We start from the raw sequence: 15845 nt of genomic DNA, 5'->3' as shown, positions 1-15845 counted from the left end.
ACAACCCCAAGCACCAAGCACCAAGCACCAAGCCCCAGGCCCCAGGCCCCAAGCCCCAAGGCCCGAGCCCGAGTTCACAGCCGTAGTCATGCCGTACGACCGAACGGAGAGCGCGCATGCCCCTGTTCCCGGCCAGCCTGAAGGGCCCCGCACGGCAGCTCGCCGTCCTGCACGGCATCGACGGCATCGGCGTGGGCCTGTACATGTCCGGCTCCGCGGTCTACCTCACCCAGGTCACGGGCCTGAGCCCGGCCCAGATCGGGCTGGCGCTGTCCGCCGCCGGACTGACCGGCCTGCTCGCCTCGGTGCTGTTCGGCATGGTCGCCGACCGCACCGGGGCCCGCCCGCTGCTGACCTGGCTGCTGATCGGGCTGGGCTGCGGCTACCTCGCGCTGCCCGCCGTGCACACCGCCTGGCAGTTCGTCGTCCTGGCGGTGGCGGTGGGCGCCCTGCAGTTCGGCACCGGCCCCTCCTTCATGTCCCTGATCGCCGAACTCGTCCCCGGCCAGGACCGGGTGAACGCGCGCGCCGCGATCCGCTCCGTCGGCAACGCCAGCATGGGCCTGGGCACGCTCGCCGCCGCGGTCCTGCTCGCCGTCGGCACCCGCGGCGCCCTCCAGGTCATCCCGCTCGCCAACGGCGTCACGTTCCTGGTGGCGGGCCTGCTGGTGCACCGGCTGCCCGCGGCCGCCGCCCGCCCGGCCCCGCCCGCCTCGGGCCGCTTCACCGCGCTGCGCGACAAGCCGTTCCTGCGGGTCGTCGCGGTCAACGCGGCGCTGTCGCTGCACGACTCCGTGCTGGCGGTGGCCATCCCGCTGTGGATCGTCGTCGGCACCGGTCTGCCCACCGTGCTCACCCCCCTGCTCATCGGGCTCAACACCGTGCTGTGCGTGCTGCTCCAGGTCCGGGCGGCCAGGGGCAGCGACGACCTGCCCGGCGCCGCCCGCCTCGCCCGCCGTGCGGGCCTGGCCGGCGCGGCGTCCTGCCTGCTCCTGATCCCCACCGGTCAACTGGACGCCCTCACGGCCGGGTTCCTGGTGTGCGCCGCGTTCGTGGTGATGACCGGCGCCGAACTGTGGCACGCGGCCGGGTCCTTCGGCATCGGCATCGGCCTGGCCCCCGAGGACCGGCGCGGCGAGTACCTCGGCGCCTTCCAGCTCCACCACGGCCTGCAGTCGATCATCGGCCCGCTGGTCCTGACCGCGTTCATCGGGCACGGCTCCGGCCTCGGCTGGGCGGCGGCCGCGGTCCTGTTCGCCGCCGCGGCCCTCCTCGTCCAGCCGGCGGTACGCGCGGCCGCCGCGGCCTCCACCGCGGAGGTGCCGTCACCCCGGCCCGCCGCGGACCAGCCCGCCCTGGACCGGCCCCAAGACACACGGACACACAACTGACCCCAAGACACACGGACACACAGCGGCACGGACACATAGAGACATACAGACATAGAGCCATAGAGACGCAGGGACACGGACCCCAGCCGTCACGGGCACCGCGGACACGGCGGACCGCGGACACGGCAGAGACCGGAGGCACGGATGCTGCACCCCGCCGCGGACGCCCGCACCCCCGGCCCCTACAGCGGCCGCGAACTGGCCCGGGACCTGCGGGCCCTGGGCGTCGGACGCGGCGACGTCGTCATGGTCCACACCTCCCTGAGCGCCCTGGGCTGGACGGTGGGCGGTCCCGTCGCCCTGCTGTCGGCGCTGCGGGAGGCCGTCGGGGCGCCGGGAACCCTCGTCGTACCCGCCTTCACCACCTACCTGACCGACCCGGCGACCTGGGTCCAGCGGCCCGTGCCGCCCACGTGGTGGCCCCGCGTCAGGGCGTCCCTGCCCCCGTTCGACCCGGACGTGCACCCCGTCCAGCCCCGGCTGGGCCGCTTCCCCGAGTTCGTACGGACCCTGCCCGGCGCCCGCCGCTCCCCGCACCCGCTCTACTCGCTGGCCGCCTCCGGCCCGGCCGCCCCCGCCCTGCTCGCCGCCCACCCGCTGCCCTACGGCCTGGGTGCGCGCAGCCCGCTGACCGCGCTGGGCGGTGCGGCCGCGAAGGTCCTGATGATCGGGGTGGGCTGGGACAAGTGCACCGTCCTGCACCTGGCCGAACACCTCACCCCCTACCCGGGGCGCCGCGTCCACCGCATGCGGGTGCCCCGCGCGGGCGACGACGGGACCACCGTCTGGCAGGACAGCGACCAACTCGTCATGTACGAGGGTGACTACGCGCGCATCGGCGACCGCGCCGTCCGCGCCGGTCTGGTCCGGGAGGGTCCTCTCGGTGCGGCCCGTGCCCTGCTGTGCCCGGTCGCCGGACTCGTGGACCTGGCCTGCGGCTGGCTGGAGCGGCACCGGGACCTGAGCGCCTGGGGTGTGGCACCGAACATGACCGGCGTACGGGAGGCCCCCGTCACGGCGCTGTGACCGGCGGGGGCCTTTGCCGGCGGTGGTTCAGGGGCGGCCGCCCCCGCGGCGGCGCCGGGCGCCGGAGGTTTCGCGGAGGTGGTGTCCCGGGCGCTGCCGGGAGCGTCGTCGTACGTCGGCGGGGAGTGCGCGGGGGAGGAGCGCGGTGGTCGACGCCGCGGTGTCCGGCAGCGGTCAGGCGACGGCCCAGGGGCCCAGGTCGCGTGTGCGCCGGCCGGCTGCCGAGGGGCGGCTCTCGTCCCAGGCCGGCTGCAGCGCGGCCGAGAGGATGCCCCACAGCTGACCGGCGGTCAGCGTGTGGACGGGGATGACGACCTGGCCGGCCAGGCTGACCCGGAACGCCGACTCCAGTGCGCCGACGATGCCGATGAGTGCCATCGAGTCCAGCCCGTAGGCCTCCATCGGGACGTCGGCCGCGGGCGCCTTGTCCTTGCCGAGCCCCGTCAGGCCCTGGCGCAGTACGTCCTCGAATTTCGCGTTCCACGGTACGTGGGCCATCGGGCGACTTCCTTCCGGACACGGGAGAGGTGAAGCGGTGCTCCGAGCAGCACCGTGCCGGACGCCGCTCGAGCCGCCGTGGACGCGTGCTCAGGCCGGTCGCCGCGCGGGCCCCGCACACGACCGAAGCCCCCGCCACGGCACTGCCGGCGGGGGCCTCAAGATTCGGTGGATCCGGTGGTGGGCCGGGTGAACCCGGCGGGCGCGGCGGCCCGGTGGTCCGCTGCGGCGCCCGTGCCCGTCAGACAGCCGCGCTGCCGGCCGCCTTGGGCCAGCCGATGTTGGTGTCGTCGATCTGGGTGGTGGCCTTGGGCCAGCCGATGTTGGTGTTGTCGGCCGCGACGGTGGCCGCCTTGGGCCAGCCGATGTCGCCGGTGGCGTCGGCGTAGGTCGCCTTGGGCCAGCCGATGTTGGTGTCGTCGGCCGCGACGGTGGCCGCCTTGGGCCAGCCGATGTCGCCGGTGACACCGGCGTAAGTGGCCTTCGGCCAGCCGATGTTGCTCTCGTCGGAGGAGGAGTCGGCCGCGGCCGGCCATCCGATGGCGGAGGAGGCCGTGGTGGCCGCCGACTGCTGCGGGCGGACGACGTTCTGCGCGGCGACGCTGACACCGCCGACGGTGAGGACGGCGGAGGCGACGGCGGCGGTGGTGACGGCGATGCGGGCGATGTTCCTCATGACGGCTCCTCCGTGGCAATGAAGCGAATCTGTGTTGGTAACTTCTTGCCAAGAAGCTTGGCAACGCGAACTAGGGATCTGCTCGGCATCCGCTGGAGATGGACTGGAGACCCGCGAGAGACACCCCACCATCTGCGCGAACGCCTGGCAAAGTTTGTCAACAGGGCCTCTTCGAAGCCCGATCCGCGCTGTTCCGAAGGGGGTGGGCGGCGCCTCCGCGGCCCGTTCGCTAGAGCGTCGCCGGAGCCGGTGTTGCCACCGCACCCTCGCGCTAGGCAACATATTGCCAAGCACGTTGGCAATGCTTGGTCGTGACGGGTCGTGCACAGCGGCCCCCGCGCCCTGGCGGCCGATGGCCCCGACAGCGGGGGGAGGCCCCGGAAATGAACGCGACGCCGTCATCGACGGATCAGGATGAGAAGGACCGACAGGACGACCGGAGCGGCCCGGGCGGCCCGGGCGGCGCGGGTGGCCCGGGCGGCGCGGGTGGCCCGGGCGGCGCGGGTGGCCGGACGGTCCACCTGGACACCGCGGGCTGGGGCCGTATGCCGGCCGCCGTGCGCGAGCTCGTCGTCGACTGCGCGGCCCGTGAGGACCGTCATGGACCGCACGAACTCGAGGAACACCTCGAACACGTCCTGCGTACCGCGGTCCACGACCGTCTCGGCGCCCTGCTCGGTGTCCCGGCGGCCGACACCGCCGTGGTCACGGACGCGGCCACCGCCTTCGACGCGCTGGTCCGCGGCCTGGGTCCCGGCCGTGGCGACCGGATCTGGACGACCCCCTACGAGGGGGTGGCCAACCTGACGGCCCTGTACGCCCTGCGCGACCGCACGCGCTGCCGGCTGGAGGTCGTACCGCTGCGCGAGGACGGCGACCTGGACCTGGACTGGATGGCCCGCAACATCGACGACGACGTCGCCCTCGTCTCGGTCGTCCACGTCCCCTCCGGCCGCGGCATCGTCAACCCGGTCGAAGCCGTGGGGCGGATCCTCGCCCCGTACCGGTGCCTGTACGCCGTCGACGCCTCCTACTCGGCCGGCCAGCTCCCCGTGGACGCCGCCCGTATCGGATGCCATCTGCTGACCGGCGACGGCTGGAGGTTCCTGCGCGGCCCCCACGACGTCGGATTCGCCTACCTGGCAGCCTCGTTGAGGGAGACGTTCGAGGAGAGCCTCGCCCACCGTCCGCCGCCGCAGAACGCGGCCGTCGCGGGCCTCGAAGCCGCCCTGGCCCACCACGCGGCCGCCCTCACCGGGCCCCCGGGACCCGGCGGGCTGCGCCTGCTGCCCGCGCTGCGCGCCGCGGTCGAGGAGACCCCCGGCACCGAACTGATCACACCCGGCCGGGTCCAGTCCGGCATCCTCGCCTTCCGCCACCGGGAACTGCCCGCCGCACTGGTCCGCAGACAACTCGCGGCCCGCGGCGTCCTCCTGTGGAAGACCGTCGCCCAGGAGATCCCGCTCCTGGACCACCCCGCGGGCACCTCCCTGCGCGCGTCCCTGCACCGCGGCACCACCCCCGACGACATCACCCGCTTCGGCCACGCCCTGCGGGCCGTCGTCCGCGAGGAACGCCCGCACCCCGCTGCTCCCCGCCCGGCCGCCCGCACCGGCACCCCCGCCGGGAAGGCCGCTCCCCGCCCCGCCGCCCGCCGCCATCTGACCCTGTGCCCCGCGCCCTGACCCCGCGACGCCCGTGCGGGGACCGGGGCGGCCCGCGCCGCGGGACCGTCGCGTGAGGGTCCGGGCCCGGTTGGTGAGAATGGGGGCGTGCGTCATGACATCAACCCCAGACTGCTGCGTGCCTTCGTGGCCGTCGCCGAGGAGCTGCACTTCACCCGCGCCGCCGCCCGGCTGTTCGTCGCGCAGCAGGCGCTCAGCCGGGACATCCGGCAGCTGGAACGGGTGTGGGGCAGGGCCCTGTTCGAGCGGGACACCCGGCATGTGGCCCTGACCCGTGAGGGGCACCGGCTGCTGCCCGTCGTGCGGCACGTGCTGGCCGCCCAGGAACAGCTGGGCCGGGAACTGGAACATGCCCCGCCCGAGGAGGACGTCCGCCCGCTGATCGTCGACGTCGCGCTGCACGGCGCCACCGGCCCGCGCGTGCTGGCGGCGGCCCGGGAGGCCGCCCCCGGCGTGGAGTTCGTCCCCCGGTTCCACAGCGGCCTGACGCGGGCGGCGGCCGAGATGGCGGCCGGCCGGCTCGACGTCTCCTTCGGCCGTGTCGCCGGGCTGCCGAGGGCGGTCCGGGCCGGCCTGGAACACCGGCTGATCCGCTACGACCGGCTGGCGGTGCACCTGCCCCCCGGCCACCGGCTGGCCGCCCTGCCCCGGGTGCCGCTGGCCGCGCTCGCCGGGGAGACCGTGTACGCGGCCGCGGGCAACGAGGACACCACCGAGTGGACGGACTACGCGCGCGCCCTGTTCGCGGGCCGCGGCATCGACCTGGCACCGCCCTTCCCGAAGATCGAGGGCGAGGCCGAGTTCCGGCGGGTCATGCGCAAGCGGGGCTGGTCGGTCCTGGCCAACGTCGACTTCTCGGACGTGCCGGAGATGGCCCTGCGTCCGCTGACCGACCCGGTGCCTCTTTCGCCCGTCTCCCTGGTCTGGCGCCGCGGTCTTCGTCACCCGGGGGTGCGGGCGCTGGCCGAGGCCGCGCGGATACTCGGCGCGGCCGAGGACTGGCTCGAACAGCCGCCGGGCTCCTGGCTCCCCGACGCCGACCGCACCCTCGCCGCACCACCCGCGCGGGCACCCGCACCCGGCGTACGGACCTGAGCCCCGCCCCGCGGCCGGCCCCCACCAGGGCTTGCCCGGAGCGTCGGATCAGTCTCCGAGCCCGTCCTCGAAACCTTTCCCCGCCCGGTCCGCGGCTCCTCCCTGACCCGGTCCGCGGCCCGCGCCGTCGATGCCACCGCCCGACAGGCGACGGCATCCCGCCCCTCCTATCCTTGAGGAGGACGGGGCCCAGGGTCCCGTGTCCCGCGCGAGCGCCGCGGACCCCGCGGCCCGGCGCGCGGCCTCGCGCCCGGCCCCCCCCCGGCACGGGCGACGGGGGCGGACACGTGACACGCCCCGTACACGGCGTCCGCCCGACCCGGACGCCCCGCGGCCGTGCCCGCGACGCCCGCGGGCCCGGTCCTCACGCGCCTGGAGCCGGCCCATGACCCACTCGTGCACCCGACTGCGCAGAGGAGCCGTCACCGCCACGGCGGTGGGAGCGCTCATGACCGCGGCCGCGGGCGGCGCCCCCGCCGCCACCGCGCACGCGGCCGGCCCCGCCGTCACGACCGCTGCCGCCGCGAAGGTCCCCGGGTCCCCGTCACCGTCCGGCCCGGCGACGGGCGACGTACGCACGCTCACCCCCGCCGTGACCCGTCAACTCGACGCGACCGTACGGAAGGTCATGGACGACGCCGGTATACCCGGGGTGACCGTGGGGCTGTGGACGCACGGTCAGGGCACCTACGTACGGTCGTTCGGTGTCGCCGACCGCAGCGACGGGCGCGGGATGGCGCCGGACCTGTACATGCGGATCGGCAGCGAGACCAAGACCTTCACCGTGACGGCACTGCTCAAACTGGTCGACGAGGGCAAGGTGGGGCTGGACGACCCGATCGGCAGATACGTCGACGGCGTGCCCGGCGGGAACAGGATCACCCTGCGGGAGCTCGCCGGGATGCGCAGCGGCCTGTTCAACTACACCGAGGACCCGGACTTCTTCAGGACCTTCCTGTCCCACCCCCAACGATCCTTCACCCCACGGGAGTTGCTCGGCTACGCCTTCAGGCACCCGCCGCTGGCGCCGCCCGGCGGGGAGTTCTCCTACTGCAACACCAACCTCATCCTGCTCGGACTGGTCCTGGAGAAGGCGACCGGCGTGCCCGCCGGGGACTACATCCGCGAGAACGTCCTCGCCCCGGCGGGCATGGACCACACGTTCTTCCCGTCCGACGCGGCCTTCCCCGCCCCGCACGCCCAGGGCTACACCGACCAGACCGCGAGCGGCGAGATCGAGGAGACCGCCGGCTGGAACCCCTCCTGGGCCTGGACGGCCGGCGCGATGATCTCGAACCTGGACGACCTGCACATCTGGGCCCGTACCGTCGCCACGGGCGTCCTGCCCGACGGTACGGAGCTGATCAGCCCCGCCCTCCAGAAGCAGCGGCTGACCACACCCCCCACCACGATCCCGGGCGCCGGCTACGGCCTGGGCATCTTCGACGTGCAGGGCTGGATCGGCCACAACGGCTCCCTGCCGGGCTACGAGTCGCTGACCGTCTACCTGCCCTCGGCCCAGGCCACCCTGGTCGTGCTCGTGAACACCGACATCAGCCACGACGGCACCGAGCCCAGCACCCTCCTCGGCGAAGTGGTCACGAAGATCGTCTCACCCGGACACGTCTTCGACCTCCCCGCGCAGCCCGCCGCCCGCTGACGGCGCCCCACGGGTCCGACACCCCGGGCCGGGCCGGTCGGGGGGCGGGCGCCGGGGCCGCGCGGGAGCATGGGCATGAACCGGCCCACGCGCCGGGACCCGGGTACGGGAGACGAGGAGGGACAGGCCGGTGGGCATGGTGGTCTCCGTCGTCTTCGCCCTGCTGGCCGCCGCCAGCAACGCGACCGCCACCGTCCTCCAGCGCCGTGCCGCACAGGACGTCCCCCTCTCCGAAGGCTTCCGCGCCCGGCTCTTCGTCGACCTGCTGCGCCGGCCGGCCTGGCTCGGCGGCATGGCCGCGGTCATGGCGGCGGCCTGCTTCCAGGCACTGGCACTGGTCAACGGCGCCCTCGCCGTCGTACAGCCGATCTTCGTCCTGGAGCTTCCCTTCGCCCTGCTGATCGGCGGCCTGGTGCTGCGCCGGCGGGTGACCCGGCGCGGCTGGACGGCGGTGGCGTGCATCGCCGCCGGGCTGGGCGTCGCCCTGGGCGCGGCGGCCCCCTCGCCCGGCACCGACCAGCCCTCCGCGGGCGGCTGGGCGATGGCCGTCGCCGGCTGCGTCGGCGTCATGGCGGTCGCCGTCCGGATCGCGCTGCGCTGGCCCGCCGGACGGGCCCGCGCGGCCTGCTTCGGCAGCGCCGCGGCCATCGGCTACGCGCTCACCGCGGCCCTGATCAAGGACGCCACCCACGCCTGGCAGACCGGCGGAGTCACCGGCTTCTTCCTCGCCTGGCAGACCTACGCCTTCGCCGCCGCCGGGGTCTGCGCGCTGTTCCTGCTGCAGAACGCCGTCCAGTCCGGCCCCCTGGTCGCCTCCCAGCCCGCCCTCACCCTCGGCGACGCGCTGGTCAGCCTCACCCTGGGCGTCACCCTGTACGCGGAGCAGATCCGCACCGGCTGGTGGCTGGTCCCCGAGATCGCCGGGGCCGGCCTGATCCTGTACGGGGCGGTCCTGCTGGCCCGCATCCCCCTCGCCCAGACCCTGGTCGCCGTACCTCCGGCCCACCGCCGCGGCCGGACCTGATCCGCCCCGCCGTCCCGGGGTCCCGCTTCCTCCCCAAGCCCCGGCCCCGGGGACTCGCTAGCCTGGAGGGGCACAGGGGGGTGGCCAGGCCGACAGCCCGAGGAGGCTGACGTGGCTGAAGCGACGACCGACACCGGAGCGGCGAAGGGGCCGCGCCGCGGTCCCGGTGCCCCCGGCCCCCGCGGCACCCCCACCCCCCGCTATCTGCCGATCGCCGAACACGGCCTGATCGGCGACCTGCGCAGCGCGGCCCTGGTCGGCACTAACGGCACCATCGACTGGTACTGCTGCGCACGCTTCGACGCGCCCAGCGTCTTCGCCTCGATCCTCGACGCGGACCGCGGCGGGTGCTTCGAACTGGCCGCGGACGTCCCCACCCGCACGAAGCAGTTCTACTTCCCCGACACCAATGTGCTCATCACCCGCTTCTTCGCGGAGGACGGGGTCGGTGAGATCCAGGACTTCATGCCGGTCGTCGACGACTCGCGCGAGGCCGACCGGCACCGGCTGATCCGCCGGGTGGTGTGCGTACGCGGAACACTGCCCTTCCGCGCGCGCGTCGCCCCCCGCTTCGAGTACGGCAGCGTGCCGCACACCGTGCACGCCTACGACGGCCAGGCGGTCTTCGAGTCGGCCTCCCTCCACCTCGCGCTGACCTCCACGGTGCCCTTCGAGGTCGCGGGCCCCGACGTGTGGTCCCTGTTCAAACTTCACGAGGGCGAGGCCGCCGTCTTCACCATCGACCGGATCGGCGGCGACGTGGGCCCCCGGTTCTGCGCCGTGGCCGAGGCGGAGCGCGAGTTCAACGCGACCGTGCGCTACTGGCGGCACTGGTTGTCCCAGTCGCGCTACCGCGGCCGCTGGCGGGAGATGGTGCACCGCTCCGCCCTGACCCTGAAACTGCTCACCTACGCCCCGACCGGCGCCATCATCGCCGCGCCGACCACCAGCCTGCCCGAGCAGATCGGCGGCGAACGCAACTGGGACTACCGCTACGTGTGGGTCCGCGACGCCGCGTTCTGCGTCTACGCGCTGCTCAGGCTCGGGTTCATCGACGAGGCCGAGTCCTTCATGGGCTTCCTCACCGAGAACGTCGGCCTCGAATCGGTGCGGGCCTCCCAGGCCGAGGGCCCCCTGCAGATCATGTACGGCATCGACGGCCGCCTCGACCTGTCCGAACGTGAACTGCCCCACCTGGAGGGCTACCGCGGATCGGCCCCCGTACGCGTCGGCAACGCCGCCGTCGGCCAGTTGCAACTGGACATCTACGGGGCACTGCTCGACTCGTTCTACCTCTACGACAAGTGGGGCAAGCCCATCTCCAGCGGGCACTGGGACAGCATCTGCGAACTCGTGGACTGGGTGTGCGACCACTGGGACCAGCCCGACGAGGGGGTGTGGGAGACCCGCGGCGGACGCAAACCGTTCCTGTACTCGCGGCTGATGTGCTGGGTGGCGATCGAACGGGCGATGCGGCTGGCCCAGCACCGCGGCCTGCCCAGCGACATGGTGCGCTGGGGCAGGGCGCGGGACGCGATCTACCGGCGGATCATGAGCCACGGCTGGTCCGCCGAACGTCACGCCTTCGTCCAGTACGAGAACAGCTCCATCCTCGACGCGTCGCTGCTGATGATGCCGCTGGCGAAGTTCATCTCCCCGACCGACCCGAAGTGGCTCGCCACCTTGGACGCGCTGGGCGAGGACCTGGTGTCCGACTCGCTGGTCTACCGCTACGACCCCCAGGCCAGCCCCGACGGCCTCCAGGGCGAGGAGGGCACGTTCTCGATCTGCTCGTTCTGGTACGTCGAGGCGCTCACCCGCGCGGGCCGGCTGGACGAGGCCCGGCTCGCGTTCGAGAAGATGCTCACCTACGCCAACCACCTCGGCCTGTACGCGGAGGAGATCGGCCACACGGGCGAACAGCAGGGGAACTTCCCCCAGGCGTTCACCCACCTCGCCCTGATCAGCGCGGCCTTCAACCTCGACCGCAGACTCGGCTAGCAGCCGGTCCCCTCTCCCGGCCCTCTCCCGGTCCGCCGCCACGACCGCCACGCCCTTGGGCCGGGGCGCGGGCCGGGCGGGATCTCAGCGTGCGCCCGGCAGCCCGTCGATCATCAGGCCGATGGTGAAGTCGAAGCGGTCGTGCACGCTCCCGGCGGTGAGCTCGGCGGCGTAGCGCTTGGTCCGCGGGAAGGTGTCGTCCGGCAGGGCGGCGAACCGGCGCAGCAGTTCGTCGCGGCTGACGACCCACTCGTCGTCGCCGCGCCCCAGCCGGCTGTTCACCAGGGAGACCTCCAGGCTGTAGGCGTTGACGTACAGCGACAGCGAGTCGAGCGCCCAGGCCGCGACCTGCGGGGCGATGCCCCCGGCGAGCAGGAGGGCGAGCATGCCCTCGGCGACCCGCAGCGTCTCCAGATGGGAGGGGGCCGCCGCGATGGCCGCCCGGGAGATGCCCGGGAAGCGCAGGTACTGGTCGCGCAGCTGGGTGCAGACATCGGTGAGCTGCTGCCGCCACAGCGCGGGGTCCGGCTCGGGCAGCTCGATCTCGGCGCACAGCCGGCCGATGAGCAGCTCGTCCAGGTCCTCCTTGTTGACCACGTGGGCGTAGAGCGAGGACGGTCCCGTCTCCAGCGCGGTGGCCACCCGCCGCATCGTCAGGGCGTCGTACCCCTCCGCCTCCACGATGGCGAACGCGGTGCTGATGATGGCGTCGACCGTGATCGGCTTCTTGCGCCCGCCGGACGGTCCGCGCCGGGCCGCGGGTGCGCTCGAACCGGTGCCGAGCTGGTGCCGCGCCGCGCGCCGCTGTTCCGGGGTCGGTGACATACGGGCAGTCTAACCACAATCGGCGAACAGTGTTCCACGCAACTCCGAACAGTGTTCGTATTGTTCAGAACGGCGATCTAATGTAGAACGGTGTTCGTGTCCATCGACCAGCGCTCCTCCCAAGCGCCTCCCACCAGCACACCGCCGTCGCGGACCGCGTGGCTCGTCCTGACCGTCGTGGTCATGGCCGACGTCATGGATCTGATCGACTCCAGCATCGCGAGCCTCGCCGGCCCGTCCATCCACGCCGACCTCGGCGGCGGCCAGGTCACCGTCCAGTGGGTGGTGAGCGCCTACACCGCCGCCTTCGCGCTCGGTCTCGTCACCTCGGGACGGCTCGGGGACCTGCTCGGGCGGCGCCGGCTCTTCCTGCTCGGCATGGCCGGCTTCACCCTGACCTCACTGGCCTGCGGTCTCGCCCCCGACCCGCTCTTCCTGATAGTCGCCCGCACCCTGCAGGGCCTGTGCGGGTCGGTGATGATCCCGCAGGGCCTGGCCCTGGTGAAGGTCGTCTTCCCGCCCCAGCACCTGCGCAGGGCGCTGACCCCGGTCGGCCCGCTGATGGGTCTGACCATGGTCGGCGGGCCCGTCCTGGCGGGCTGGCTGCTCCACCTGGACCTCTTCGGCAGCCAGTGGCGCTCCATCTTCCTGATCAACGTGCCGCTCGGTGTCGTGGCCGGCGCCCTCGCCCGGCGGGTCCTGCCGCACCACGGCGGCGAGGACCCCACCGCCCGCCTCGACCTCACCGGCGTCGGCCTGCTCACCGCGGCCTCGGCCCTGCTGATCGTCCCGCTCATCCAGGGACGCGACCTCGGCTGGCCCGTCTGGACCTACGTCATGACGGCCGCCTCCGTCGTCCTGCTCGCCCTGTTCGTTCTCTCCCAGCGGCGCAGCCGCCACCCTGTCATCGCGCCCTCGCTGTTCCGCAGGCGCAGCTTCGTCGTCGGCCTGGTGATCGTGGCCGGGTTCTACGCGTCACTGAGCGCGTTCGTCCTCGTCATCAACCTGCTGCTGCAGCAGGGCCTGCACTGGACGCCGCTGCACACCGGCCTGACCCTGATCCCCTGGGCCCTCGGCACGGCCGTCGCCGTCCTGCTCGCGGGCGCCGTGCTCACCGAGAAGCTGGGACGCGCGACCCTGCACCTGGGGCTGGCCGTCGCCGTCGTGGGCCTGCTGGCCCTGTGCTGGTCCCTCGACCGCTTCGGGACCGGCATCACCGTCTGGAAGCTGGCGCCCGCGCTGCTGTGCACCGGTTTCGGCTCCGGCCTGGTGTTCGTCCCGCTGGTCGACTTCATCATCGGCGACGCCACCGCCGAGGAGGTCGGCACCGGCGCGGGCCTGCTCAACGCCGTCCAGCAGTTCGCCGGCGCCCTCGGCGTCGCCGCCCTCGGCACGGTCTTCTTCGCCCGGGCCGGGCACCCGTCCCCGTCCTCCTGCCTCGCCGCCGCCGAACTCGTCCTCGCCGTCGCCGCGGGCCTGAACCTCCTGACACTGCTGCTGGTGGGCCTGCTGCCCAGGCGCGCCCAACAGGCCCATTGAGCCCCATCCTGACCCAGGGCCGCCCACGCCCCTGACTCCGGGGCGCCCCATCCTGCTTCCGCGCGCCCGCTCCTGCCCCGGGCGGCGCCCCTCGCGTCCGGGTCCGGGGGGGCAGCCCCCGGGCGGCGACCGTCACGCTCGGCGCCGGGCAGGGGGCAGCCCCGGGCGGCGGACCGTCCCGGACCGTGCCCGGGGCGCGGCGGGCAACCTCACACCCCGGTCTGTGACCCACGTCCTGTCGCCGTCGCGACGGCGGCCCTTACGTTTGACCGCCACGCGCCTGCTCCTCCGGTGCGCGAGCGCCCGTGACCTGGCCGGGCACGGCCACGGCGGGTACCTGCGAAGGACGGTCACCATGCCCAGCGAACTCTCACCCGTCATCAGCGCCTCCGCGCGCTGGCTGCTGTCGGCGTTCCCGCCGGCGGCCGGCTCGCTGAACCATGCCCTGGCCGAGGCCCAGGCGCAGCACGCGGTCACCATCGCCGCCGCGCTGCGCTACCCCACCCCGCTGGACGCCGAACTGCTCGGCCTGCTCGGCCCCGGCGGTTCGGGCCGCCTGGACTACGTGACCGGCGCCGACGCGCCCCCGCCGGCCGGAGCCGACCACCTCTGGCGCACCTGGGTCGACGAGACCGTCGTCAGCTGGGCGGCCTGCCTGCTGGCCGACGCCGATCTCGCCGCCGTCGCGACGGCCTGCCTGGCCGCCACCCACCACGGCACCCGCGGCATCGGCAGCGCACGCCGTCTCACCGTGCCCAGCCCCCGCGACCACCGGGCGGCACCCCTGCTGCGGCACCCGGACCTCCTGGACCCGATCGCCGACCTGCACCGCGGGACCCTGCTCGGCCTGCTGGTCACCACTCCCGCGGCCGGCGCGCCCGGCCCGAGGTAGACCGTCCCGGCCGCACCCGCCGCGGTCAGGGCGCCTTGAACAGGCCGGGGAAGCGGGGCGCGAGCCAGGGCCTGCGGCCCCAGACGGTGATGCCGCCCCGCCCCAGGGCGTTCCACTGGCCCCGCCGGCCGAGCGCCATCAGCAGGAAGGTGACCGGTTCGGTCAGGATGGTGCAGTCCGGCCGGGCCGGCGGCCGCGGGTCGACCCGCACGGCACCGTCGGCCACCGTCACCCCGAACCGGCCGCCGCCCCGCAGCCGGATCGTGTAGCGCGCGCTCAGCCCGGCGGCCCGGGCCGGGTCGGTCACCCGCGGCATGGCCGTGAGCAGGAACGGCACGGTCAGTCCGACCCGGGCACGGTCGATCATGTGCGGCCGGCCCAGCGCGCGGGCCAGGTCGTACCCGTGGCCCAGCATGTGGGTCAGCAGATAGGAGCCCAGCACGTCGGCGGTCATCGGGCCCAGCGGAGTGAGGAGCGTTCCCCGCGCGGCGGCACCCGTGTCCCACGCCTTCAGGTACGCCTCGGCCTGTGTCTCGATCATCTCGGCCAGCGGCTGTGCCCGGCGCTCGCCGAACGCGGCGAGTGCCCGCTCGTTGGCCGCGGCCAGGCTCTGCGGTGTCCCGTCCCCGTAAGCGCGCGGCTGTCCCGCCGCGAGCTGGGCCATCAGTTCGTTGGCCTGTGCCAGATGCGCGGCCGCCTCCCCGACGCTCCACCGCGACCCGGGTACCGCGCGCTCCATGTCCGCGTCCCGGCTCAGCAGCGCGGCGATCTCCCGGGCGGTTTCACGGACGGCCGCCTCCAGCCCCTCGGGCAGAGCGCCCCGTACGTCCTGCCCGGCCACCGATTCCACGCCTCGCCCACCCCAGATCCCGTGTCCCACACCGGACACAGGACGGCCCGGTGGTCCGGCGGGCGGGATGCCTGCCGGACGACCGGGGTACAGAAGACCAGGTGAAGCGGCCCGCGACAACCCCTCCCGGGCGCGGCCACCGCCGCCGTCAGTTCGACAAGGGGTAGGTGGCCGTCTGTCCGTATCCGGCGGGCTCGGTGTCGGTGTACAGGAGCGTCAGCCGGGTGTAGTGCGTGGACTGGGGGTTGTTCTTCGAGGCTTGCGGGCGGTCGAGCCGCACGGTGACGGGGTAGTCACGGAAGGTTCCCGCGGCGCAGTACGGCTTGCAGTCGTTGACCATGTTGATGCCGGTGGCCACCGCGGAGTTGGCGCCCCAGCGCGACCACTGCAGCGAGGTGAGACGGCTGTTGCCGTCACCGCAGGCGAGCACGAAGTCGCCGGGCTCGACCTGCGGCTGCGAGAAGCAGTCGAGGACGACAGTCCGCGTCGGCACCTGGCGGGGCGCCGACTCCTGCGCGACGGTGTGCGCGGACCGCGGCGACGCCACGGGAGCGGCGTCCGCCGTTCCCATGACCGTGGCCAGCGATACCGCGGCACAGAACGTGACTGCCGCCCTGACGGTGAGTTTTCGCATGTCCGCTCCCGGCCGCGTTCTCCTTGGATTCACTGGCCCCCGCACTGGT

At 73.9% G+C, this 15845-nt stretch carries 14 protein-coding genes; 9 read left to right on the top strand and 5 right to left on the bottom strand.

All coding sequences use genetic code 11. From position 1 onward, the window contains the following. Nucleotides 1-116 precede the first annotated feature (116 nt). Together OG776_RS00620 and OG776_RS00615 are read left to right on the top strand one after the other, a co-directional pair. Nucleotides 117-1391: an MFS transporter gene (locus tag OG776_RS00620; protein ID WP_148014769.1), complete on the top strand. Its 1275-nt coding sequence runs from the start codon at nucleotides 117-119 to the stop codon at nucleotides 1389-1391. Between the two features lie 144 nt (nucleotides 1392-1535). Further along, a complete protein-coding gene (locus tag OG776_RS00615) occupies nucleotides 1536-2417 on the top strand; it encodes an aminoglycoside N(3)-acetyltransferase (protein ID WP_329318101.1) in 882 nt (293 codons plus the stop codon). Nucleotides 2418-2591: 174 nt separating this feature from the next. Here the strand turns inward: OG776_RS00615 and OG776_RS00610 are convergent, their stop codons facing one another. Then, complete coding sequence (locus OG776_RS00610; protein ID WP_329318099.1) at nucleotides 2592-2915, bottom strand: acyl carrier protein; 324 nt, start codon at nucleotides 2913-2915, stop codon at nucleotides 2592-2594. Nucleotides 2916-3156: 241 nt separating this feature from the next. Further along, nucleotides 3157-3591: a hypothetical protein gene (locus OG776_RS00605; RefSeq protein ID WP_329318097.1), complete on the bottom strand. Its 435-nt coding sequence runs from the start codon at nucleotides 3589-3591 to the stop codon at nucleotides 3157-3159. A 557-nt stretch (nucleotides 3592-4148) separates the two neighbouring features. Between OG776_RS00605 and OG776_RS00600 the strand changes: the two genes are divergently transcribed. The 5 genes from OG776_RS00600 to OG776_RS00580 all read left to right on the top strand — a co-directional run bounded on the left by OG776_RS00600 (nucleotide 4149) and on the right by OG776_RS00580 (nucleotide 11056). Continuing rightward, on the top strand, nucleotides 4149-5276 hold the full coding sequence (locus tag OG776_RS00600) for an aminotransferase class V-fold PLP-dependent enzyme (RefSeq protein WP_329318094.1): 1128 nt from the start codon (nucleotides 4149-4151) through the stop codon (nucleotides 5274-5276). A gap of 87 nt (nucleotides 5277-5363) precedes the next feature. Continuing rightward, the gene (locus OG776_RS00595; RefSeq protein WP_148014629.1) at nucleotides 5364-6371 is read left to right on the top strand and encodes a LysR family transcriptional regulator; all 1008 of its coding nucleotides are present in this window, start codon (nucleotides 5364-5366) and stop codon (nucleotides 6369-6371) included. Between the two features lie 385 nt (nucleotides 6372-6756). Beyond that, entirely contained in the window at nucleotides 6757-8031 is a 1275-nt protein-coding gene (locus OG776_RS00590) for a serine hydrolase domain-containing protein (protein WP_329318090.1), read from the top strand. Nucleotides 8032-8167: 136 nt separating this feature from the next. Further along, nucleotides 8168-9055: a DMT family transporter gene (locus OG776_RS00585; RefSeq protein ID WP_329323619.1), complete on the top strand. Its 888-nt coding sequence runs from the start codon at nucleotides 8168-8170 to the stop codon at nucleotides 9053-9055. A gap of 111 nt (nucleotides 9056-9166) precedes the next feature. Continuing rightward, complete coding sequence (locus OG776_RS00580) at nucleotides 9167-11056, top strand: glycoside hydrolase family 15 protein (protein WP_443077155.1); 1890 nt, start codon at nucleotides 9167-9169, stop codon at nucleotides 11054-11056. Between the two features lie 84 nt (nucleotides 11057-11140). On the opposite strand, the gene OG776_RS00575 is transcribed toward OG776_RS00580, so the two are convergent. Further along, a complete protein-coding gene (locus tag OG776_RS00575) occupies nucleotides 11141-11881 on the bottom strand; it encodes a TetR/AcrR family transcriptional regulator (RefSeq protein ID WP_329318088.1) in 741 nt (246 codons plus the stop codon). Nucleotides 11882-11977: 96 nt separating this feature from the next. On the opposite strand from OG776_RS00575, the gene OG776_RS00570 reads away from it, so the two are divergent. Both OG776_RS00570 and OG776_RS00565 read left to right on the top strand, forming a co-directional pair. Continuing rightward, nucleotides 11978-13420: a DHA2 family efflux MFS transporter permease subunit gene (locus OG776_RS00570; RefSeq protein WP_261995029.1), complete on the top strand. Its 1443-nt coding sequence runs from the start codon at nucleotides 11978-11980 to the stop codon at nucleotides 13418-13420. A 355-nt stretch (nucleotides 13421-13775) separates the two neighbouring features. Then, nucleotides 13776-14312, top strand: a complete 537-nt coding sequence (locus OG776_RS00565) for a hypothetical protein (RefSeq protein ID WP_329318085.1) — start codon at nucleotides 13776-13778, stop codon at nucleotides 14310-14312. A gap of 25 nt (nucleotides 14313-14337) precedes the next feature. On the opposite strand, the gene OG776_RS00560 is transcribed toward OG776_RS00565, so the two are convergent. Together OG776_RS00560 and OG776_RS00555 are read right to left on the bottom strand one after the other, a co-directional pair. After that, nucleotides 14338-15162, bottom strand: a complete 825-nt coding sequence (locus tag OG776_RS00560) for a maleylpyruvate isomerase family mycothiol-dependent enzyme (RefSeq protein ID WP_329318083.1) — start codon at nucleotides 15160-15162, stop codon at nucleotides 14338-14340. A 148-nt stretch (nucleotides 15163-15310) separates the two neighbouring features. Then, the gene (locus OG776_RS00555) at nucleotides 15311-15796 is read right to left on the bottom strand and encodes a hypothetical protein (RefSeq protein ID WP_148014256.1); all 486 of its coding nucleotides are present in this window, start codon (nucleotides 15794-15796) and stop codon (nucleotides 15311-15313) included. Nucleotides 15797-15845: the final 49 nt, after the last annotated feature.

It is taken from the genome of Streptomyces sp. NBC_01689 (assembly GCF_036250675.1).
GTDB lineage: Bacteria > Actinomycetota > Actinomycetes > Streptomycetales > Streptomycetaceae > Streptomyces.
This window is presented reverse-complemented; position numbering and strand designations above follow the sequence as displayed.